Below are 22,911 nucleotides of genomic sequence, written 5' to 3' on the forward strand. Positions count from 1 at the left end.
AAGTCAGTCTGTCAGGGATTCACTCAGAACTGGTGCTCTTCGGTCGAACCGGTCAGCGCCGTTACCGACGATTTACCGCCCTGAATGGTGGTGGTGACCCGGTCAAAATAGCCGGTGCCCACTTCCTGCTGATGCGATGAGAAGCTGTAACCGCGATCGCGGGCGGCAAATTCGGGCTGCTGCACTTTCTCAACGTAGTGGCGCATACCCTCGCCCTGCGCATAAGCATGGGCCAGGTCAAACATGTTGAACCACATGCTGTGGATACCGGCCAGCGTGATGAACTGGAAGCGATATCCCATCTCGCTGAGCGCCTGCTGAAAGCGGGCGATGGTGCGATCGTCGAGGTTCTTTTTCCAGTTGAATGACGGTGAACAGTTGTAGGCCAGCAGCTTGCCAGGGAAGCGCGCATGAATCGCATCGGCAAAACGCTGCGCCATCGCCAGATCCGGCGTTGAGGTTTCACACCACAGAATGTCAGCGTACGGGGCATAGGCCAGCCCGCGACTGATCGCCTGCTCAATCCCGGCGTTAGTGCGGAAGAATCCTTCGGCGGTACGGTCACCACAGATAAAGGGACGGTCGTACTCATCGCAGTCTGAGGTAATCAGATCGGCCGCATCGGCATCAGTGCGCGCCAGCAGCAGCGTGGGGACGCCCATGACATCGGCCGCCAGCCGTGCCGCCACCAGTTTTTGTATCGCTTCCTGAGTCGGCACCAGCACTTTACCGCCCATATGACCGCATTTTTTCACCGCCGCCAGCTGATCTTCAAAGTGGACGGCCGCCGCGCCCGCCTGAATCATCGCTTTCATCAGCTCAAACGCATTCAGCACGCCGCCAAAACCGGCTTCCGCATCGGCGACAATCGGCAGAAAGAAGTCGGTATAGCGACTGTCGCCCGCTTCAATCCCGCTGGACCACTGAATCTGATCGGCGCGTTGAAAGGTCTGATTAATGCGCGTCACCACTTCCGGCACGGAGTTAACCGGATAGAGTGACTGATCGGGATACATCTGGCCCGCCACGTTAGCGTCGGCGGCCACCTGCCAGCCAGAGAGGTAGATCGCCTCAATCCCCGCTTTCGCCTGCTGCAAAGCCTGCCCGCCACTTAATGCGCCGAGGCTGTTGATGTAGCCCTTTTTCGCCTCTCCATTAAGCAGCGCCCACAGTTTTTCCGCGCCGCGCTGGGCCAGAGTACAGGCGGGCTGTACCGAGCCGCGCAGATTCACCACCTCTGCCGCACTGTAAGGACGGGTGATGCCTGCCCAGCGCGGGTGCTGCCAGTGCTGTTCGAGTTGCTGGATTTGTTGAGTACGTGTCATGGCAATGTCTCCGAGAGTCAGGGGATCAGGCGATAGCCCGGCAGAGTGAGGAATGAGACCAGCTCGCGTTCGGTGGTGATTTGCGCCATCAGCTGCGCCGCTTCGCCATAGCGACCGGCACTGAATTGGGTTTCGCCCAGGTTCTGCTGCAACAGGTGGAGTTCTTCGTTTAGCCAGCGCAGAAACAGTTCAGCGGTGACCTGCTGACCACTGCTTAGTGTTTGCTGATGACGTATCCACTGCCAGATTGAGGTACGGGCTATCTCTGCCGTGGCGGCATCCTCCATCAGGCCATCAATCGGTACGCAGCCGTTGCCACTGATCCAGGCTTCAAGGTATTGCAGCGCCACGCGGATATTGGCGCGCATGCCCGCTTCCGTGCGTTCACCGGTACAGGGCGCCAGCAGCGCCGCCGCCTCGATCGGCGCATCCTCTTCCCGAGTGACCGATAACTGATTAGGCCGGTTGCCCAGCACCGCATCAAACACCGCTATGGCGGTATCCGCCAGGCCGGGATGCGCAATCCAGGTGCCATCATGACCATTGTCCGCTTCCCGCTGCTTATCCTCTGTAACGCGTTGCAGTACCCAGGCATTACGCGCCGGATCTTTACTTGGGATCAGGGCTGACATACCGCCCATCGCAAACGCACCGCGTCGGTGACAGGTTTTGATCAGCAGGCGTGAATAGGCATCCAGGAAGGGCTGAGCCATGGTGACGGACTGACGATCCGGCAGTACCCGATCCGCATGCTGTTTCAGCGTTTTGATATAGCTGAAGATGTAATCCCAGCGGCCACAGTTAAGGCCGACGATGTGATCGCGCAGACTCCACAGGATCTCATCCATCTGGAAGACCGCCGGCAGGGTTTCAATCAGTACCGTGGCTTTGATGGTGCCGCGCGGCAGATCGAATCGATCTTCGCTGAAACTGAAGATCTCACGCCACCAGGCGACTTCCTGCCAGCTTTCGGTTTTGGGCAGATAAAAATAGGGGCCGCTGCCTTTCGCCAGCAACGGATGAACGTTGTGAAAGAAGTAGAGCGCGAAATCAAACAAGCCGGCGGGAATCGGATTGCCCTGCCAGCTGACATGCTTTTCCGACAGATGCAGTCCGCGCACCCGACACATCAGCACGGCGGGATCGGCGCGCAGCTGGTAAATTTTACCGGCGTCGCTGGTATAACTGAGGCTGCCCTGTACCGCTTCACGCAGGGTCAGTTGTCCCTCAATCAGCTTATTCCACTCCGGCGACAGTGAATCCTCAAAATCCGCCATAAAAACTTTTACGTTCGCATTCAGGGCGTTAATGACCATTTTGCGATCCGGCGGGCCGGTTATTTCAACCCGGCGATCTTGTAAGTCTGCCGGAATCGAACGGATCGTCCACTCACTAGCTCGAATGGAAGCTGTTTCCATATCGAAGTCTGGAAGATAGCCCCGATCGTATTGCTGCTGTCGCTGCTGGCGGACCATCAGTAACGCGTCACGCTGTGAGGCAAAGCGCGTCACCAGCGCATCTAAAAACAGAATCGCCTCGGCAGTAAGAAGCTGTTGTTCGGCGTGGTTAAAGGGCTGGCTGAAGGTCAGGGTATGGCTGATCACAGAATCTGTCATGCTGGCGCTCTCCTGTATTCAGAGGATCGAATAACGCGGATCCCCGGATCGACTGTTTTGTACACTACAGGATCAGAGCATATGCATTTAATTTATTAAATCAAAAACTATTTCCATTTTATTAGTTAAACATACTTATCCGATTGTTTTTAATGCAATTAAAGTTAGAAACTTTAAGGGAACAGTTTTCATCGCATCATTCAGGCGAAAAAAAACCGTGTCGCCAGCGGCTAACACGGTTCAGTTGAGGATAATCCCGGCCCTATTCGAGAGTAGGATTCATACGGCGTAAATCAAACGGTGTGATCTGGTAGACGTAATAGTTAAGCCAGTTGGAGAACAGCAGATTGCCATGACTACGCCAGGCGGCACGCGGCGGCAATGCCGGATTATCCTGCGGGAAGTAGTTATAAGGCACCTCAGGATTGAGGCCGGCTTCATAGTCACGGTGATATTCACCCGATAAGGTCAGTGCGTCATATTCCGGATGGCCGGTAACAAACACCAGTCGTTTGTCTTTACTCGCCATCAGGTAAGCGCCGGTTTGTTCCGATTCAGCAAATAATTCCAGATCGGTGTAATCAGTGATCAACTGGGTCGGAAAATCGGCATAACGTGAGTGCGGTGCCAGGAAATTATCATCAAATCCGCGGGTCAGTAAGGCATGCGGATGCAAGATTTGATGTTCAAAGACACCAGACAGCTTGTTGTGCCGGGTCTGCTTTGGAATGCCATACAATATATTCAATGCTGCCTGGACTGCCCAGCAAACAAACAGCGTTGAGGTGACATGCTCTTTGGCCCAGTGCAGCACACGCTGGATCTGTGGCCAGTACGCCACATCATTAAAATCGACCAGCCCCAGCGGGGCACCTGTCACGATTAAGCCATCAAAGTTGTCGTGCTGAATATCTTCAAAATTACAGTAGAAGTTATTGAGGTGCTCAGTTGGCGTGTTACGTGACTCCCGGCTGTCGATGCGTAACAGCTGAATATCGATCTGTAATGGCGAGTTGGAAAGCAGACGCAGAAACTGATTCTCCGTTTCGATCTTTTTCGGCATCAGATTCAGTATGAGCACTTTAAGCGGGCGGATCTCCTGAACACTGGCGCGCGACGATGTCATCACAAAGACATTTTCGTCACGCAAAAAATTCACTGCCGGTAATTCGTCGGGAACCCTGATTGGCATAACCTGCTCACCTCTTACAACCATATAAACGTTTAGACATCCAGATGCCCAACATTAGCCTGGTGGCTGTATAATGTCGAGGGTTCATGCGGAAAATGAAAATGTTTCAGCTTAAAGTGGCAAATAGCAGACGTAAAAAAGCCCCGCACTGCTGTGCGGGGCTTCTTCACTGGTATGATGCCTGGCAGTTCCCTACTCTCGCATGGGGAGACCCCACACTACCATCGGCGCTACGGCGTTTCACTTCTGAGTTCGGCATGGGGTCAGGTGGGACCACCGCGCTACAGCCGCCAGGCAAATTCTTTGTGCTCTGTCCTGTGTCTTTTGTGCTGATGCTGCGTTGGCCGCCCTCCCGCTACTCCGTCACATACTTCAGTATGCTCCTTCGTATCGCTCGGTTGCCGCCTTGCCTCAGCGCAAAATCCTCCGGACCCGGGTCCGCAGGACACAAACGTATCCGGTAACAAGCTGAAAATCTGTCTCTCAAAAACGCCTCTGGCGTTGTAAGGTTAAGCCTCACGGGTCATTAGTACCGGTTAGCTCAACGCATCGCTGCGCTTACACACCCGGCCTATCAACGTCGTCGTCTTCAACGTCCCTTCAGGACTCTCAAGGAGTCAGGGAGAACTCATCTCGGGGCAAGTTTCGTGCTTAGATGCTTTCAGCACTTATCTTTTCCGCACTTAGCTACCGGGCAATGCCATTGGCATGACAACCCGAACACCAGTGGTGCGTTCACTCCGGTCCTCTCGTACTAGGAGCAACCCCCCTCAATTCTCCAGCGCCCACGGCAGATAGGGACCGAACTGTCTCACGACGTTCTAAACCCAGCTCGCGTACCACTTTAAACGGCGAACAGCCGTACCCTTGGGACCTACTTCAGCCCCAGGATGTGATGAGCCGACATCGAGGTGCCAAACACCGCCGTCGATATGAACTCTTGGGCGGTATCAGCCTGTTATCCCCGGAGTACCTTTTATCCGTTGAGCGATGGCCCTTCCATTCAGAACCACCGGATCACTATGACCTGCTTTCGCACCTGCTCGAGCCGTCACTCTCGCAGTCAAGCCAGCTTATGCCATTGCACTAACCTCACGATGTCCGACCGTGATTAGCTGACCTTCGTGCTCCTCCGTTACGCTTTAGGAGGAGACCGCCCCAGTCAAACTACCCACCAGACACTGTCCGCACCCCGGATCACGGGGCCACGTTAGAACATCAAACATTAAAGGGTGGTATTTCAAGGTTGGCTCCACGCAGACTGGCGTCTGCGCTTCAAAGCCTCCCACCTATCCTACACATCAAGGCTCAATGTTCAGTGTCAAGCTGTAGTAAAGGTTCACGGGGTCTTTCCGTCTTGCCGCGGGTACACTGCATCTTCACAGCGAGTTCAATTTCACTGAGTCTCGGGTGGAGACAGCCTGGCCATCATTACGCCATTCGTGCAGGTCGGAACTTACCCGACAAGGAATTTCGCTACCTTAGGACCGTTATAGTTACGGCCGCCGTTTACCGGGGCTTCGATCAAGAGCTTCTCCTTGCGGATAACCCCATCAATTAACCTTCCGGCACCGGGCAGGCGTCACACCGTATACGTCCACTTTCGTGTTTGCACAGTGCTGTGTTTTTAATAAACAGTTGCAGCCAGCTGGTATCTTCGACTGGCTTCGGCTCGGGGAGCGAGTCCCTCCACCTACGCGCCAGCGTGCCTTCTCCCGAAGTTACGGCACCATTTTGCCTAGTTCCTTCACCCGAGTTCTCTCAAGCGCCTTGGTATTCTCTACCTGACCACCTGTGTCGGTTTGGGGTACGATTTTGTGTTACCTGATGCTTAGAGGCTTTTCCTGGAAGCAGGGCATTTATCACTTCAGCACCGTAGTGCCTCGTCGTCACGCCTCAGTGTAAAGTGAACCGGATTTGCCTGGAACACACACCTACACGCTTAAACCGGGACAACCGTCGCCCGGCCGATATAGCCTTCTCCGTCCCCCCTTCGCAGTAACACCAAGTACAGGAATATTAACCTGTTTCCCATCGACTACGCCTTTCGGCCTCGCCTTAGGGGTCGACTCACCCTGCTCCGATTAACGTTGAACAGGAACCCTTGGTCTTCCGGCGAGCGGGCTTTTCACCCGCTTTATCGTTACTTATGTCAGCATTCGCACTTCTGATACCTCCAGCATGCCTCACAGCACACCTTCGACGGCTTACAGAACGCTCCCCTACCCAACAACGCATAAGCGTCGCTGCCGCAGCTTCGGTGCATGGTTTAGCCCCGTTACATCTTCCGCGCAGGCCGACTCGACCAGTGAGCTATTACGCTTTCTTTAAATGATGGCTGCTTCTAAGCCAACATCCTGGCTGTCTGTGCCTTCCCACATCGTTTCCCACTTAACCATGACTTTGGGACCTTAGCTGGCGGTCTGGGTTGTTTCCCTCTTCACGACGGACGTTAGCACCCGCCGTGTGTCTCCCGTGATAACATTCTTCGGTATTCGCAGTTTGCATCGGGTTGGTAAGCCGGGATGGCCCCCTAGCCGAAACAGTGCTCTACCCCCGAAGATGAGTTCACGAGGCGCTACCTAAATAGCTTTCGGGGAGAACCAGCTATCTCCCGGTTTGATTGGCCTTTCACCCCCAGCCACAGGTCATCCGCTAATTTTTCAACATTAGTCGGTTCGGTCCTCCAGTTAGTGTTACCCAACCTTCAACCTGCCCATGGCTAGATCACCGGGTTTCGGGTCTATACCCTGCAACTTAACGCCCAGTTAAGACTCGGTTTCCCTGCGGCTCCCCTATACGGTTAACCTTGCTACAGAATATAAGTCGCTGACCCATTATACAAAAGGTACGCAGTCACCCCATAAAGAGGCTCCCACTGCTTGTACGTACACGGTTTCAGGTTCTGTTTCACTCCCCTCGCCGGGGTTCTTTTCGCCTTTCCCTCACGGTACTGGTTCACTATCGGTCAGTCAGGAGTATTTAGCCTTGGAGGATGGTCCCCCCATATTCAGACAGGATACCACGTGTCCCGCCTTACTCATCGAGCTCACAGCATGTGTGTTTTTGTGTACGGGAGTATCACCCTGTACCCTGCGACTTTCCAGACGCTTCCACTAACACACAAGCTGATTCAGGCTCTGGGCTGCTCCCCGTTCGCTCGCCGCTACTGGGGGAATCTCGGTTGATTTCTTTTCCTCGGGGTACTTAGATGTTTCAGTTCCCCCGGTTCGCCTTGCAGCACTATGTATTCATGCTGCAATGATGCACTGAGTGCACCGGGTTTCCCCATTCGGACATCGACGGCTGTAGCGGTTCATATCACCTTACCGTCGCTTTACGCAGATTAGCACGTCCTTCATCGCCTCTGACTGCCAGGGCATCCACCGTGTACGCTTAGTCGCTTAACCTCACAACCCACAGGCGTTTTTCAACGCTGCGTGTTGCAAGCATTTGAGAGACTCGAACATATCGTGTTTTTCATTCTTATTACGGAGAATGAAAACGACATGTCGTTTCAATTTTCAGCTTGTTCCGGATTGTTAAAGAGCAAATATCTTAAACATGACTCGTAAGTCATCTTTAAGATATGTGGGCAACACCTTTCACCTGTCACCAAGCAAGTGGCGTCCCCTAGGGGATTCGAACCCCTGTTGCCGCCGTGAAAGGGCGGAGTCCTAACCGCTAGACGAAGGGGACACGATAGTGTCGCGACTTCGCAGCCGTCTTGCTCATTACTTTTCTATCAGACAATCTGTGTGAGCACTACGCGGGAAGGTATCTTCAGGTAAGGAGGTGATCCAACCGCAGGTTCCCCTACGGTTACCTTGTTACGACTTCACCCCAGTCATGAATCACAAAGTGGTAAGCGCCCTCCCGAAGGTTAAGCTACCTACTTCTTTTGCAACCCACTCCCATGGTGTGACGGGCGGTGTGTACAAGGCCCGGGAACGTATTCACCGTGGCATTCTGATCCACGATTACTAGCGATTCCGACTTCACGGAGTCGAGTTGCAGACTCCGATCCGGACTACGACGCACTTTGTGAGGTCCGCTTGCTCTCGCGAGGTCGCTTCTCTTTGTATGCGCCATTGTAGCACGTGTGTAGCCCTACTCGTAAGGGCCATGATGACTTGACGTCATCCCCACCTTCCTCCGGTTTATCACCGGCAGTCTCCTTTGAGTTCCCGACCGAATCGCTGGCAACAAAGGATAAGGGTTGCGCTCGTTGCGGGACTTAACCCAACATTTCACAACACGAGCTGACGACAGCCATGCAGCACCTGTCTCAGCGTTCCCGAAGGCACCAATCCATCTCTGGAAAGTTCGCTGGATGTCAAGAGTAGGTAAGGTTCTTCGCGTTGCATCGAATTAAACCACATGCTCCACCGCTTGTGCGGGCCCCCGTCAATTCATTTGAGTTTTAACCTTGCGGCCGTACTCCCCAGGCGGTCGACTTAACGCGTTAGCTCCGGAAGCCACTCCTCAAGGGAACAACCTCCAAGTCGACATCGTTTACGGCGTGGACTACCAGGGTATCTAATCCTGTTTGCTCCCCACGCTTTCGCACCTGAGCGTCAGTCTTTGTCCAGGGGGCCGCCTTCGCCACCGGTATTCCTCCAGATCTCTACGCATTTCACCGCTACACCTGGAATTCTACCCCCCTCTACAAGACTCAAGCCTGCCAGTTTCAAATGCAGTTCCCAGGTTAAGCCCGGGGATTTCACATCTGACTTAACAGACCGCCTGCGTGCGCTTTACGCCCAGTAATTCCGATTAACGCTTGCACCCTCCGTATTACCGCGGCTGCTGGCACGGAGTTAGCCGGTGCTTCTTCTGCGGGTAACGTCAATCGACGCGGTTATTAACCACATCGCCTTCCTCCCCGCTGAAAGTACTTTACAACCCGAAGGCCTTCTTCATACACGCGGCATGGCTGCATCAGGCTTGCGCCCATTGTGCAATATTCCCCACTGCTGCCTCCCGTAGGAGTCTGGACCGTGTCTCAGTTCCAGTGTGGCTGGTCATCCTCTCAGACCAGCTAGGGATCGTCGCCTAGGTGGGCCATTACCCCGCCTACTAGCTAATCCCATCTGGGTTCATCCGATAGTGAGAGGCCCGAAGGTCCCCCTCTTTGGTCTTGCGACGTTATGCGGTATTAGCCACCGTTTCCAGTGGTTATCCCCCTCTATCGGGCAGATCCCCAGACATTACTCACCCGTCCGCCACTCGTCACCCAAGGAGCAAGCTCCTCTGTGCTACCGTCCGACTTGCATGTGTTAGGCCTGCCGCCAGCGTTCAATCTGAGCCATGATCAAACTCTTCAATTTAAGTTTGATTTGCTTAAACAAGTTAAGCGGTGCTCATCTGTAAAACGTCATAATGAATTTCATTATGTGTTCACTCGTGAGACTTGATATTTTTTTACGTCCGGAGACGCTGATATCAATCCTGCGAGTGCCCACACAGATTGTCTGATAAATTGTTAAAGAGCGGTGCGAGCAGCGGGTTAACCGTCTGTCGCGAGGTGGCGTATATTACGCTTTCCTCCTTCAGAGTCAACTTCTTTTTGAGAAGTTTTCTCCGGCGGCGCAGTCTCCTGTGCCTCTCAACCCGGCGGCCTGTAAGCCGTTGTTCCGTGTCGATGGAGGCGCATTATAGGGAGTTGTTCGGCAGGCGCAACCAGTAAATTGCATAAAAAAGACTGTTCGCTGCATTCCACAGCAAAACCCTCTGTTATACGCAGTTACACACAAAGTTATCCACATTCATCGGGCATAACGAATTTAGGCGAGCATCACGCAAACGTTTTCGCTACAATGCCCGGCGACGTAACGGATGCCCCTTTTCGGGGCGTTACCTGAAGTTTTCGATCTTTTCTTCTTATATAAGCAAAGGAAGGATCGTTAAGCTTGATGTAACGCTCTTATATACGCGAAACAAAGCCAAGGGATAAAACCACCATGCAACAACGTCGTCCTGTACGCCGCGCTCTGCTCAGTGTGTCTGACAAAGCCGGTATCCTCGAATTTGCTCAGGCGCTCGCTGACCGCGGTGTCGAGCTGCTCTCCACAGGTGGCACCGCTCGCCTGCTGGCAGATGCGGGCCTGCCTGTCACTGAAGTCTCTGACTACACCGGCTTCCCGGAAATGATGGATGGACGCGTCAAAACCCTGCACCCGAAAGTGCACGGCGGCATTCTCGGTCGTCGCGGCCAGGATGATGCCATCATGGCGCAGCACGACATCAGCCCAATCGACATGGTGGTGGTAAACCTCTATCCCTTTGCCCAGACGGTGGCACGTGAAGGATGCTCACTGGAAGATGCTGTTGAGAACATCGACATCGGAGGCCCGACGATGGTGCGCTCTGCGGCCAAGAACCATAAAGATGTGGCGATCGTCGTGAAGAGCAGCGACTACAAGGCTATCGTGGCCGAGATGGACGCCAACCAGAATGCCCTAACCCTTGAAACCCGCTTCGACCTCGCCATTAAAGCCTTCGAGCACACGGCGGCCTACGACAGCATGATCGCGAACTACTTTGGATCACTGGTGCCGGCTTATCATGGTGAACGCAGCCAGCCAGCCGGTCGCTTCCCGCGCACCCTTAACCTGAACTTCATTAAGAAGCAGGATATGCGTTATGGCGAAAACAGCCATCAGGATGCAGCCTTCTATATAGAAGAGAATGTCGTGGAAGCCTCCGTCGCGACCGCGCAGCAGGTTCAGGGCAAAGCGCTCTCCTATAACAACATCGCTGATACCGATGCGGCACTGGAGTGCGTTAAAGAGTTTAGCGAGCCCGCCTGTGTCATCGTCAAACATGCCAACCCTTGCGGCGTCGCGGTCGGTGATTCACTGCTGACGGCCTATGAGCGTGCCTGGCAGACCGATCCCACCTCCGCGTTTGGCGGCATCATCGCCTTTAACCGCGAGCTGGATGAAGCGACTGCTCAGGCCATTATCAGCCGTCAGTTTGTCGAAGTGATCATTGCGCCAGCGGTTTCCGAGGCCGCGCTGAAAATTACCGCGACCAAACAGAATGTCCGGGTGCTGATCTGCGGCCAGTGGCAAAACCGCGTGGCAGCGCTGGACTTCAAACGGGTTAATGGCGGCTTACTGGTGCAGGATCGCGATCTCGGGATGGTCGATGCCAGCCAGCTTCGCGTGGTCAGCAAACGCCAGCCCACCGAACAGGAGCTGCGTGATGCGCTGTTCTGCTGGAAAGTGGCGAAGTTCGTTAAGTCTAACGCCATTGTTTATGCGCGCGACAACATGACTATCGGTATTGGCGCCGGTCAGATGAGCCGCGTCTATTCCGCGAAGATTGCCGGTATTAAAGCGGGCGATGAAGGGCTGGAAGTGAAAGGCTCGGCCATGGCGTCTGACGCTTTCTTCCCGTTCCGCGATGGCATCGATGCGGCGGCAGCGGTGGGTATCAGCTGCGTGATTCAGCCTGGTGGCTCAATCCGTGATGACGAAGTGATCGCCGCAGCCGATGAGCATGGCATCGCGATGATCTTTACCGATATGCGCCACTTCCGCCATTAATCGTCTGGAGAGTGATAAATGAAAATTTTAGTAATTGGCAATGGCGGACGTGAGCACGCATTAGCCTGGAAAGCGGCGCAGTCTCCGCTGGCAGAAACTGTGTTTGTGGCACCGGGCAACGCTGGCACCGCATTAGAGCCCGCGCTGCAGAACGTGGCGATCGCTGCCACTGACATCCCTGCCCTGCTGGCCTTTGCCCAACGCGAAGCCATCGACCTGACCATCGTCGGCCCTGAAGCGCCACTGGTGGCGGGCGTGGTTGATGCCTTTCGCGCCGCAGGCCTGAACATTTTTGGCCCGACACAGGCAGCGGCTCAACTGGAAGGATCGAAAGCCTTCACCAAGGATTTCCTGGCTCGCCATCAGATCCCGAGTGCGGCCTATCAGAACTTCACCGAGGTTGAACCTGCGCTGGCCTATCTGCGTGAGAAAGGCGCGCCGATCGTGATTAAAGCGGATGGTCTGGCGGCGGGCAAAGGGGTGATTGTGGCGATGACGCTGCAGGAAGCGGAAGCGGCGGTTCAGGATATGCTGGCTGGCAACGCCTTTGGCGATGCGGGCCATCGCATTGTGATCGAAGAATTTCTCGACGGTGAAGAAGCCAGTTTCATCGTGATGGTCGATGGCGAGCATGTACTGCCAATGGCCACCAGCCAGGATCATAAACGTGTCGGCGATGGCGACACCGGCCCGAACACTGGCGGTATGGGTGCCTATTCCCCTGCACCGGTGGTCACCGATGAGATCCACCAGCGCGTTATGGATCAGGTGATCTGGCCGACAGTGCGCGGTATGGCCGCTGAAGGTAACGTCTACACCGGCTTTCTCTATGCAGGTTTGATGATCGATCAGGCCGGTCAGCCGAAAGTGATCGAATTTAACTGCCGCTTTGGCGATCCGGAAACTCAGCCGATCATGCTGCGCCTGCAGTCGGATCTGGTCGATCTTTGTCTGGCGGCCTGTGCCGGCACGCTGGATCAGAAGACCTCTGAGTGGGACCCGCGACCTTCACTGGGCGTAGTGCTGGCGGCGGGCGGCTATCCTGGCGATTACCAACAGGGCGATCAGATCCATGGTCTGCCGCTGGAAGAAGTTGAGGATGGCAAAGTATTCCACGCCGGAACACGTCTGGAAGACGATTTAGTGCTCACCCACGGTGGCCGGGTGCTGTGCGTCACGGCGCTGGGCGACGATGTTGCGGCTGCGCAGCAGCGGGCTTATCAACTGGCACAGCCCATCTCCTGGCAGGGCAGTTTCTGCCGTCGCGATATTGGCTACCGCGCCATCAATCGCAAATAAGTTAAAGGGGCACAGAGTGCCCCTTTTTCTTCGGCTTACATATCGTCTTCTTTCGGCTGCTGTGCGCAGTCATCCTGCTGACTGATCCGCAATAGCTGCACCCCTTCCGGCGCTTCCAGCCACGACACCATCAGCGGCCTGGCCGATCCACGCTGCTGCTGCGCCAGCGTCCGTAACGCATCGGCATCAAAAGCGGGCCTGACCTGCTGGCCTTCACAGCTCTTAACCAGATTGCCGCCTGACCAGTATCCCTGTCGCAGGAATATCTGACCGCTGAGCAGCGCATCGCTGACGTTGCGCATCCGTTGGGCATCGAATTTATACAGATCGACCGAATCCGCACTGACGGCTTCACGCCGGTCAGCCAGCTGCCGCTGCATGAAGTTGAGGCCGCCTTCCTGGTCGAAACGCAAGGTGACATCATCGGGTTGCTCACCTTTAACCTGACGATGAACGCTGATTAACGCCTGTCCCAGCCAGATATAATCGGTAACCTCGCCTTCACTACCGGAAAATGGCGTAAAGATGGTACGGATGTGGACGGACTGATGGTCATTATTCTTGCGCCAGATGCGTACGACGCCCCGGTCAGCAAGGTAACCACTGGCAGAAAAAGGAGGAATGTCGGGCGTGGAGCTGCAACCAAAAAGAAACAAGGAGAGAGACAGGGCGGAAAAACGCTGAAACAGCGTGGTCATGATGGCAGGCCCCTTAAACAAAAGGGGCGAATCGCCCCCTGTTTTAAAGCTTAACCGCAGTGCGACGTCTTACTTAACGGCGTCTTTCAGCGCTTTACCAGACACGAATGCCGGTACATTTGCTGCAGCGATTTTGATCTCTTTGCCAGTCTGCGGGTTACGACCGGTACGCTCAGCGCGGTGGTTCACTTTAAAAGTACCAAAACCAACCAGTTGTACAGCATCACCATCTTTCAGAGACTCAGTGATCGCAGCCAGAGTAGATTCCAGCGCTGCCTTTGCCTGGGTTTTAGACAGGTCAGCTTTTTCTGCGATCACATCAATCAGTTGAGTCTTGTTCATAAGTTATCCTTAAAGTGTATTTATCGCTTGCTAAGCAACGAGTGCGAGGGAAAAGCCATATTCTGGCACTCTTCAGCCTGCACGCACCGATAGCCACAATTTTCAGCCCCCCAAATGTAGACCAGAGAGGGGGCTGATGTGAAGCCTCCAGGCGCGCTAATTCGGGCCTGAAGTCACGTTTTGTCGCCTTACTGCTGGAAATTTATACCGATGTTGCTAATTCCCGCTTCACGCAGGTCCGATCGCAGACCTTTGATCAATTCAAGGTCACGCTCTTCGCACTCGGCGAGCAGTCGGAAAATCTCCCATTGGAGGTCCCATTCATCGATGATGGCCGGGTTTTCACGAAGCTCTTCGTCGGTCATTTCGCGTCCAGCCTGGGTCATTTCCAGCATGGCAACGGTGGTAATTGAAGTCTCACTGACTTCAATTGCGTGCTCAAGAGTGTCGCCGCTCAGCTGCGCATGAACCACTTCGCTTAACGCCACACAGGCATCAATCGCCGGATATACGCCGTAAACCTCAAATGCATCGCCATCAGGAATGGCGGCTTCGAGTTTTTCCAGCTGGCTGTCGAAGTTTATCTTCGCATCTTTGACCGTCAGGTTTTCCCAGATCAGATCAAGAATACGGCGATAGAGTGCCGGATCGGCAAATTCGGTCTGCTCGCAGAATGCCCGATAGTTGGGATACATGCGCTCGCACAGGCAGGCCATAAAAGTAAGATGCTGCCAGCTTTCCAGCTTCGCCAGACGCAGATGAACGGGATTTTGTAACATAAAGGTGGCTCTTATTCGTTTCGCTGGCGGCAGTGTAACTGCAAAAGCGCAGCACAAACAGTGTTAAAGCGCGTTTTGCCAGCGCTGGAAAGCCGGACGATTCGAGGCAACCGCATCTGCCCAGCGGGTTGGCTCCGGCAAACGGTAGCCGCGCGTACAGTTTTCAACCCAGTGCAGCGCAGTATCCAGACTGACGCGATGGCCGGTGGCGACAAACAGCGGATTGCAACGTTGCTTGCTGCGCCAGACCCAGCCGATCTGCTCACCTTTATCCATCAGTGGCTGACGGCTGCCCGGCTGCGCATCCAGTTCGGCAAATCGGCCGCACAGGCGGCGTTTCGCTACGCCAATGGTCGGGACATCCACCAGCAGACCAAAGTGCGACGCCACGCCGAGCCGCCGGGGATGCGAGATGCCGTGACCGTCGACAAACAGCAGGTCCGGTTTCTGCTCCAGCATCTGCCATGCCGCCATTAACGCCGGATACTCACGGAAGGAGAGAAAGCCGGGAATGTACGGCATGGTGGTCTCAATGCGCGCAATGCGATGCTCCACCAGCGTTAGCGAGGGATATTCAAGCACCACCAGCGCCGCCCGGGTGACCGCGCCTTCCTGCTCAAACCCCACATCCGCCCCGCCGATAAAGCGTGGCGGCAAGACGTCAAAATCATCTTCACGCACCACATCAGCGGCGCGTTGCAACTGCTCAGCGCGAAGTGCGGCAATATCCATAGTTACTCCTGATGGAAAGGACGTGACAAACGGTGCACGGCTTCTACAAATACGCCCGCGTTTTCTGGCGGAACGTCCTGATGAATCCCGTGACCGAGGTTGAAAACATGACCGGTGCCGTTGCCGAAGCGCTCCAGAATCCCGGCGACTTCCTGTTCGATACGGGCGGGCGGCGCATACAGCATTGAAGGGTCCATGTTGCCCTGCAGCGCGACTTTATCGCCAACACGACGACGTGCATCGTCGATATCCGTGGTCCAGTCGAGGCCCAGCGCATCACAGCCGGTTTCCGCCATCGCTTCCAGCCACTGACCGCCACCTTTGGTAAACAGGGTAATCGGCACGCGTCGGCCGTCATTTTCACGCAGCACGTTGTCGACGATTTTGTGCATGTAGTGCAGCGAGAACTCACGGTAATCGCGGCCGGTCAGTACGCCGCCCCAGGTATCAAATACCATCACCGACTGGGCGCCAGCACGAATCTGGGCGTTGAGATAGAGGATGACGCTGTCCGCCAGTTTATCCAGCATTGCATGCAGTGTGGCCGGATCGGCATACATCATCTTTTTGATTTTGGTAAACGCCTTACTGCTGCCGCCTTCCACCATGTAGGTCGCCAGCGTCCACGGGCTGCCGGTAAAACCGATCAGCGGCAGGTCACCGTTCAGGCTTTTACGGATGGTACGCACCGCGTTCATCACGTAGCCCAGCTCCATTTCCGGATCGGGCACCGGCAAGCGCTCGACATCAGCCCGACAGGTAATCGGATTCGAGAAGCGTGGACCTTCGCCGGTTTCGAAATAGAGGCCCAGCCCCATCGCATCCGGGATGGTCAGGATGTCACTGAAGAGGATGGCCGCATCCAGCGGATAACGGCGCAGCGGCTGCAGCGTTACCTCACAGGCCAGCTCGGCATTTTTACACAGCGACATAAAATCACCGGCTTCGGCGCGCGTCGCTTTGTATTCCGGCAAATAGCGTCCGGCCTGGCGCATCATCCACACCGGCGTCACATCAACTGGCTGACGCAACAGGGCACGCAAATAACGGTCGTTCTTCAGTTCACTCATCTTATTACTCTCTCAATTTCAGGCGTGTAGTGTAGCACTTTCACGCTCCGGCGCGGCACAGGGCGACGGTATCTTCAATCAGGCGACGCGCCACGGTGCCCGGTGGCGGCAGCAAAGGTAAGGCATCAAAACGGAACCAGGCGGCATCTAACAGCTCTTTGCCGTCATGTTGCAGATCGCCGCTGTCATACTCCGCCATAAAGGCCGTCATCAGCGACTGCGGGAAGGGCCACGGCTGAGAGGTGACATAGCGCACGTTTTTAACGCGGATGTTGCTCTCTTCCATCACTTCCCGCGCCACCGCCTGCTCCAGCGTCTCGCCCACTTCGACGAAACCGGCCAGCACGGTATAGACCTTATTGCGGTGGCGGGCATGATTGGCCAGCAGGATCTGGTCGCCATGGCGGATCGCCACGATGATGCAGGGCGCAATCTGCGGATAATATCGCTCGCGACAATGGCTGCACAGGCAGGCAAATTCATGTTTACTGTGGTGCATTTCGTGGCCGCAGTAGCCGCACCAGCGATGCGAACGGTAGAACTCCGCCAGCTGCACGCCGCGACCTGCCAGCTGAAACAGCCCGACATCCAGATCGATCAGTTGCCGCACCGAGAACATGCTTTCTGAACGCGGCTCGCAAATCAGCCAGACGTTTTCCCCCTGCCACTCGCCAATCAGTCGGGCTTTCGTGCCAGTCAGACCGAAATTTTCGGCGCTTCCGTGGGGTAAATCACCTTGTGGCAACCAAAGTTTCTGCTCGTGGCTGACAATCCACCATCCAGCGTCTACGCTTGAGATTTCGCATTGCATTTATTTCGTCATCCTTAGCGTCAACTCGCACGCTGAAGTCCTGATGTTAAGTGTGTAGATAAACAACTATAACTCACATGGAGTTAGATATGCTTAACCAGTTAGACGTCCTGGCCGAACGCGTAGGTGGCAGTAACGAACTGGTCGATTCGTGGCTGGAAGCCCGTCGCCAGCTGTTAGTGACCTATTACCATCTGGTCGGCCTGAAACCGAAAAAAGAAGCTCTGACCCGCCTCGATGAGCAGGCGCTGGATAACTTCTGTCATGGCCTGGTCGATTATCTCTCCGCCGGTCACTTTAGTATTTATGAACGCATCATCAGCGAGATGAGCGGTGACAGCCCGATGATCGCAGCAGCCCAGGTTTACCCGCCGCTGGAAGCCAACACCGAGCGCCTGATGCAACTGTACGATGGCCATTTGCAGCAGGCGATCGATGACGATAACTGCATGACGTTCCAGCAGGCGTTGTCTGAAGTTGGTGAAGTGCTGGAAGCGCGCTTCACGCTGGAAGATAAGCTGATCCAGCTGGCATGGGACAACCATCTGGCCCCCCCGCCGGTAGCCAATGACAGCCAGATGGCTCGTCCGGCGTAACGTTAATCACCGGTAAAGGGGTTGTGATTCTGTTACAGCCCTTTTATGCTGAAAGGGTTCTGGCGGCTCAGGCCTGATGAACCTTTTTTCTGTTTAAAAGTTATCGTTTTAAGCCGGTGCCTATCGGCGCAGCGTAAAACGTCTTCTTGTCGGAGTGCCCAATTGGGCTGAGACCGTTAATTCGGGATCCGCGGAACCTGATCAGGTTAGAACCTGCGAAGGGAACAAGAGTAAATATTGCCAGTACGCCAGTGTCTTGCGCTGCCCGTGCTGTTACTCCTGCCGAACTCCGGACAAGCATCATTCCCACTCAACTGGAAGATTGCTATGTCTGACTCAAAAATGACCCGTCGTGAACAGCGTGCCCAGGCCCAGGAATTTATCGATTCACTGCAAGGCGGCAACGCGTTCCCCCGTTCTGAACGTATCTGGATCACCGGCAGCCGGGAGGATATTCGCGTGCCAATGCGCGAAATCAGGCTCAGCCCGACCCACATCGGTGGCAGCCAGGATCAGCCGCGCTATGAGCCGAATGATGCGGTGCCGGTCTATGATACCGCCGGCCCCTATGGCGATCCCGCCGCGCAGATCGATCTGCATCGCGGACTGACGAAACTGCGTGCCGGCTGGATCGAAGAACGTCATGACAGCCAGCCACTGCCGCAGCGCAGTTCAGGCTATACCCAGCAGCGTCTGGCGGATGAAAGCCTCGATCATCTGCGTTTTAACGCGCTGCCTGTGCCGCGCCGCGCCCTTACCGGCCGTTGCGTCACACAGATGCATTATGCGCGTCAGGGCATCGTTACGCCGGAAATGGAGTTTATCGCCCTGCGAGAGAATATGGGCCGTGAGCGAATCCGCGACCAGATTTTGCTGCAACAGCATCCCGGCCATAGTTTTGGCGCGCAACTGCCGGATAACATCACGCCCGAATTTGTCCGTCAGGAAGTGGCCGCGGGTCGGGCCATTATCCCCGCCAACATTAACCATCCTGAATCGGAACCGATGATTATCGGCCGTCACTTTCTGGTCAAGGTAAATGCCAACATCGGCAATTCAGCGGTCAGCTCATCGATTGAGGAGGAGGTCGAAAAGCTGGTCTGGTCAACGCGCTGGGGTGCCGATACGGTAATGGATCTCTCTACCGGCCGGAATATTCATGAAACGCGCGAGTGGATTTTGCGAAACAGCCCGGTGCCGATCGGCACAGTGCCGATTTATCAGGCGCTGGAAAAAGTGAACGGCGTGGCCGAAGCGCTTAACTGGGCGGTGTTCCGCGATACGCTGCTTGAACAGGCGGAACAAGGGGTTGATTACTTCACCATCCATGCTGGCGTGCTGCTGCGCTATGTGCCGATGACGGCAAAACGGCTGACCGGTATTGTCTCGCGCGGCGGATCGATCATGGCGAAATGGTGCCTGTCGCATCATCAGGAGAGCTTTCTCTATCAGCATTTCCGCGAAATCTGTGAAATCTGTGCCGCCTACGATGTCTCACTGTCGCTGGGAGATGGTTTACGTCCAGGCTCGATTCAGGATGCGAATGACGAAGCGCAATTTGCCGAACTGCGTACGCTGGGAGAGCTGACAAAGATCGCCTGGGAGTATGATGTGCAGGTGATGATTGAAGGCCCCGGCCACGTCCCGATGCATATGATCCGCCGCAACATGACGGAGCAGCTCGACCATTGCCATGAAGCGCCCTTCTATACGCTTGGGCCGCTCACTACTGACATTGCGCCCGGTTATGACCACATTACATCAGGTATCGGTGCCGCCATGATTGGCTGGTTTGGCTGCGCCATGCTCTGTTATGTCACCCCCAAAGAGCATCTTGGGCTGCCAAATAAAGAGGATGTGAAGCAGGGATTGATCACCTACAAGATTGCCGCTCATGCCGCCGATCTCGCCAAAGGCCATCCGGGTGCGCAGATCCGCGATAACGCGATGTCAAAAGCGCGCTTTGAATTTCGCTGGGAAGATCAGTTTAATCTGGCGCTCGATCCCCATACCGCGCGCGCCATGCATGATGAAACCCTGCCGCAGGAGTCAGGCAAGGTGGCGCATTTCTGTTCAATGTGCGGCCCAAAGTTCTGCTCAATGAAAATATCGCAGGAGGTGCGGGATTTTGCCGCACGCCAGCAAGCCAGCGCTGAGCCGATTGAGGTGGGTATGGCTCAGATGTCTGAACAATTTCGCCGCCGCGGTGGTGAGCTTTACCACCCCGCCGATGCCATGAAGGAGGAGTAACAATGACTGCATTTCCTGCTACCGCGCCGCGCCTTGGGCTTTATCCGGTAGTCGATAGCGTTGACTGGATCGAACGCCTGCTGGACGCGGGCGTCCGTACTCTGCAACTGCGCATCAAAGACCAGCCGGACGAGGCCGCCGAAGCCGCTGTCGCCCAGGCGATTGCGCTGGGCAAACGCTACGATGCGCGCCTGTTTATCAATGACTACTGGCGGCTGGCGATTAAACATCACGCCTACGGTGTGCATCTGGGTCAGGAAGATCTGGAGGTGGCAGACCTGGCGCAGATCCACCAGGCCGGACTACGGCTCGGTATTTCTACCCATGATGATGCCGAACTGGATCGTGCCCTGGCTATTCAGCCCTCTTATATCGCGCTGGGCCACATTTTCCCAACCCGGACCAAAGAGATGCCCTCGGCACCACAGGGACTGGCGGAACTGCAGCGACATCTGGCGCGCCTGTCACACATTCCCACCGTGGCGATTGGCGGTATCTCTGTGGATCGCGCGCCAGCGGTGCTGGCGACGGGCGTCGGCAGTATTGCGGTGGTCAGCGCCATTACTCAGGCAGATGACTGGCGTGAGGCGACCCGTATTCTGCTGGCACTGGCCGAACCGGAGCCGTTTGCATGAGTATGACTGAGTAACCTGCCGCAAAAATAATCAACGTACTGTAACGACAGCGAAAAAGCAGGAAGGCCGCGCGCAGTGATTCATTCAGTTGCTGGCGCGGCATCGGCCTACGGCTTACGGTAACGGTCGTCAGGTGATCGTTATCTGACCAGGGCCAGTTCCCTCCCTCTTTCTGGCCCTGCTTCTTCCTTATTTAGCCACCAGCAGATCGGACGCTAAGGCAATGGGGAGATCATCATGCTGGCAGGCGCGCATCGCCCGCTCAACGGCGGCTCCCACTTTTGCCAGCGCCTGTTCAGTGTGATCATTGATCGGCAAGCCATAATTTAAGCGCAGGCAGTTACGGTATTTACCCGAGGCAGAAAACAGCGAGCCTACGGCAATCTGGATTTTAGATTCATGCAACTCGCGATTGAGCCGCACCGCATCAAAGGGTTCGGGCAACTCAATCCACATCAGAAAACCGCCCTGAGGTCGGGAAACACATATACCGCAGGGGAAGTAGTGCCGTACCCAGCAACTGAAAATTTCATAATTGCGATGGTAGATTTGCCGCATCCGCCGCAGATGAGGTTGATAATGGCCCTGACGAATAAACTCGGACACCGCATGTTGCGGCTGCGTGGCGGTAGAACCGGTAACGATGTACTTCATATGCAGAACGCGGTCCCGGTAGCGGCCCGGTGCTACCCAGCCAACCCGTAAACCGGGCGCCAGGGTTTTAGAAAAGGAGCTGCAGAGCAGAACCCGGCCATCCAGATCCAGCGCTTTAATGGTCGGCGGACGCGGATATTCCCAGGCAAGTTCACCATAGACGTCATCTTCAATTACTGCGGCGTCAAAACGTTGTGCCAGCGTCAGCAGCGCGCGTTTGCGCGGTTCCGGCATGATGAAACCCAGCGGGTTATTACAGTTCGGCACCACGACCACTGCTTTAATGGGCCACTGATCAAAGGCCAGTTCCAGCGCTTCCAGACTGATGCCGGTGACCGCATCGGTGGGGATTTCAATGGCGCGGATGCCAAAGCCGCGCAGCGTCTGCATGATGCCGTGAAAAGAGGGTGACTCCACCGCAATGATATCGCCGGGCTCGCAGACCGCGCGTACCGCCACCGATAACGCTTCATGACAGCCGGTGGTAATCACGATGTCATCCGCAGTGAGCTGACAGCCGCTGTCGATCGCCAGACGTGCCACCTGTTGCCGCAGTTCCAGCACGCCATACAGGTTGTCATAGTTGAGTAACGCCATTTCCTGCTTCTGGGCCTGGCGGCTGAATGCCTTCCACAGCGGTTTAATCGTCGGCTGGGTCAGATCCGGCATGCCACTGCCCAGCTGAAGCACATCGTTGTCCAGACGACTGTTGATCAACTCCAGTACCGCATCCCATTGGGTCACTTCAACCGGACGCTGCGCAGGCCGAGTCAGTGCCGGTATCGGCGGTGTCGCTTTCCGCGACGCGACGAAATAACCTGAACGCGACTGGGGCGTGATCATCTGCTTCTCTTCCAGCAGGTGATACGCCTGCTGGACCGTGCTGATACTGACGCCATGCTCGGCGCTAAGGCTGCGTACCGAAGGGAGACGCTCACCGCTGCGGTACAGGCCCTGTTCAATACGCTGTGCCAGCAGCGTTGCCAGATGTTCATAGCGGGTCATCGTATCCTCTCTCTTCGTTTCGCAAAGTCTTAACCAGTACAGTTAGCCACTATTATTACCATTCAGATCGGTTTCCCAGCAATCTGTATGTTAAATAAAGGTGAATTTTGCATCTGTATCATACAGCGCATTCCCAACAAAATGGTCTCAGGCAATTCAATGAGGACCGGACAATGGGATATGATGAAAATCGCGCGGGAAAACCGTTTACAGGCACCCCTTATACGCTGGTGCGTTATCTGTGGCGCAGCTTTAAACGCTGGCAGTGCCGGCGTGAAACCCGCCTCATTCTGTCGAAGCTCAGCGACGGGCAGCTGAAAGATATCGGCCTCGGTCGCGATGACTGGAAATAGC

At 55.4% G+C, this 22,911-nt stretch carries 16 protein-coding genes, 1 tRNA gene, 3 rRNA genes and 1 riboswitch; of the genes, 6 read left to right on the forward strand and 14 right to left on the reverse strand.

The features are described 5' to 3' along the window. Positions 1-23: 23 nt before the first annotated feature. The 7 genes from aceA to LZU96_RS18855 form a co-directional block, all read right to left on the reverse strand. A complete protein-coding gene (gene aceA, locus LZU96_RS18825; RefSeq protein ID WP_233985595.1) occupies positions 24-1,325 on the reverse strand; it encodes an isocitrate lyase in 1,302 nt (433 codons plus the stop codon). Between the two features lie 17 nt (positions 1,326-1,342). Then, positions 1,343-2,941 (reverse strand): malate synthase A, encoded by a 1,599-nt coding sequence (gene aceB, locus LZU96_RS18830; protein ID WP_233985596.1) that lies wholly within the window; start codon positions 2,939-2,941, stop codon positions 1,343-1,345. Between the two features lie 262 nt (positions 2,942-3,203). Continuing rightward, positions 3,204-4,133 carry a homoserine O-acetyltransferase MetA gene (gene metA / locus LZU96_RS18835; protein WP_233985597.1) on the reverse strand — a complete coding sequence of 310 codons (930 nt, stop codon included), beginning with the start codon at positions 4,131-4,133 and terminating at the stop codon, positions 3,204-3,206. A 179-nt stretch (positions 4,134-4,312) separates the two neighbouring features. Further along, positions 4,313-4,428, reverse strand: a 5S ribosomal RNA gene (rrf, locus tag LZU96_RS18840). Positions 4,429-4,638: 210 nt separating this feature from the next. Further along, positions 4,639-7,543 (reverse strand): 23S ribosomal RNA (locus tag LZU96_RS18845). A gap of 214 nt (positions 7,544-7,757) precedes the next feature. Next, a tRNA-Glu gene (locus LZU96_RS18850) sits at positions 7,758-7,832 on the reverse strand. Between the two features lie 89 nt (positions 7,833-7,921). Then, positions 7,922-9,463, reverse strand: a 16S ribosomal RNA gene (locus tag LZU96_RS18855). The 16S, 23S and 5S rRNA genes sit together here with 1 tRNA gene alongside, the layout of an rRNA operon. A 633-nt stretch (positions 9,464-10,096) precedes the next feature. On the opposite strand from LZU96_RS18855, the gene purH reads away from it, so the two are divergent. Then, complete coding sequence (gene purH, locus LZU96_RS18860) at positions 10,097-11,686, forward strand: bifunctional phosphoribosylaminoimidazolecarboxamide formyltransferase/IMP cyclohydrolase (protein ID WP_233985598.1); 1,590 nt, start codon at positions 10,097-10,099, stop codon at positions 11,684-11,686. Between the two features lie 18 nt (positions 11,687-11,704). Then, positions 11,705-12,985 (forward strand): phosphoribosylamine--glycine ligase, encoded by a 1,281-nt coding sequence (gene purD / locus LZU96_RS18865; protein WP_233985599.1) that lies wholly within the window; start codon positions 11,705-11,707, stop codon positions 12,983-12,985. Between the two features lie 35 nt (positions 12,986-13,020). Here the strand turns inward: purD and LZU96_RS18870 are convergent, their stop codons facing one another. The 6 genes from LZU96_RS18870 to nudC all read right to left on the reverse strand — a co-directional run bounded on the left by LZU96_RS18870 (position 13,021) and on the right by nudC (position 17,417). After that, a complete protein-coding gene (locus tag LZU96_RS18870; protein ID WP_233985600.1) occupies positions 13,021-13,683 on the reverse strand; it encodes a DUF1481 domain-containing protein in 663 nt (220 codons plus the stop codon). 69 nt (positions 13,684-13,752) lie between these two features. Continuing rightward, on the reverse strand, positions 13,753-14,025 hold the full coding sequence (gene hupA, locus LZU96_RS18875) for a nucleoid-associated protein HU-alpha (protein ID WP_003850136.1): 273 nt from the start codon (positions 14,023-14,025) through the stop codon (positions 13,753-13,755). Between the two features lie 188 nt (positions 14,026-14,213). Continuing rightward, entirely contained in the window at positions 14,214-14,804 is a 591-nt protein-coding gene (locus tag LZU96_RS18880; RefSeq protein WP_031376924.1) for a YjaG family protein, read from the reverse strand. A gap of 63 nt (positions 14,805-14,867) precedes the next feature. Beyond that, a complete protein-coding gene (gene nfi, locus LZU96_RS18885; protein WP_233985601.1) occupies positions 14,868-15,536 on the reverse strand; it encodes a deoxyribonuclease V in 669 nt (222 codons plus the stop codon). 2 nt (positions 15,537-15,538) lie between these two features. Beyond that, positions 15,539-16,606, reverse strand: coding sequence for a uroporphyrinogen decarboxylase (hemE, locus tag LZU96_RS18890; RefSeq protein ID WP_233985602.1), 1,068 nt, complete (start codon positions 16,604-16,606; stop codon positions 15,539-15,541). Positions 16,607-16,646: 40 nt separating this feature from the next. Then, the gene (nudC, locus tag LZU96_RS18895) at positions 16,647-17,417 is read right to left on the reverse strand and encodes an NAD(+) diphosphatase (protein ID WP_233985603.1); all 771 of its coding nucleotides are present in this window, start codon (positions 17,415-17,417) and stop codon (positions 16,647-16,649) included. A gap of 89 nt (positions 17,418-17,506) precedes the next feature. On the opposite strand from nudC, the gene rsd reads away from it, so the two are divergent. From rsd to thiE, 3 genes are all read left to right on the forward strand, one after another. Then, on the forward strand, positions 17,507-18,013 hold the full coding sequence (rsd, locus tag LZU96_RS18900; RefSeq protein WP_233985604.1) for a sigma D regulator: 507 nt from the start codon (positions 17,507-17,509) through the stop codon (positions 18,011-18,013). Between the two features lie 140 nt (positions 18,014-18,153). Then, positions 18,154-18,254, forward strand: a riboswitch (TPP riboswitch). A gap of 86 nt (positions 18,255-18,340) precedes the next feature. After that, the gene (gene thiC, locus LZU96_RS18905) at positions 18,341-20,263 is read left to right on the forward strand and encodes a phosphomethylpyrimidine synthase ThiC (protein WP_293001016.1); all 1,923 of its coding nucleotides are present in this window, start codon (positions 18,341-18,343) and stop codon (positions 20,261-20,263) included. 2 nt (positions 20,264-20,265) lie between these two features. Next, positions 20,266-20,898, forward strand: coding sequence for a thiamine phosphate synthase (thiE, locus tag LZU96_RS18910; RefSeq protein WP_233985605.1), 633 nt, complete (start codon positions 20,266-20,268; stop codon positions 20,896-20,898). A 189-nt stretch (positions 20,899-21,087) separates the two neighbouring features. Here thiE and LZU96_RS18915 read toward each other — a convergent pair whose 3' ends face one another. Beyond that, positions 21,088-22,557 carry a PLP-dependent aminotransferase family protein gene (locus LZU96_RS18915; protein ID WP_233985606.1) on the reverse strand — a complete coding sequence of 490 codons (1,470 nt, stop codon included), beginning with the start codon at positions 22,555-22,557 and terminating at the stop codon, positions 21,088-21,090. Between the two features lie 173 nt (positions 22,558-22,730). Between LZU96_RS18915 and LZU96_RS18920 the strand changes: the two genes are divergently transcribed. Beyond that, positions 22,731-22,910, forward strand: a complete 180-nt coding sequence (locus tag LZU96_RS18920) for a DUF1127 domain-containing protein (protein ID WP_233985607.1) — start codon at positions 22,731-22,733, stop codon at positions 22,908-22,910. The last annotated feature ends 1 nt before the right edge of the window (position 22,911 follow it).

Source organism: Pantoea agglomerans (assembly GCF_021397715.1).
Lineage (GTDB): Bacteria > Pseudomonadota > Gammaproteobacteria > Enterobacterales > Enterobacteriaceae > Pantoea > Pantoea astica.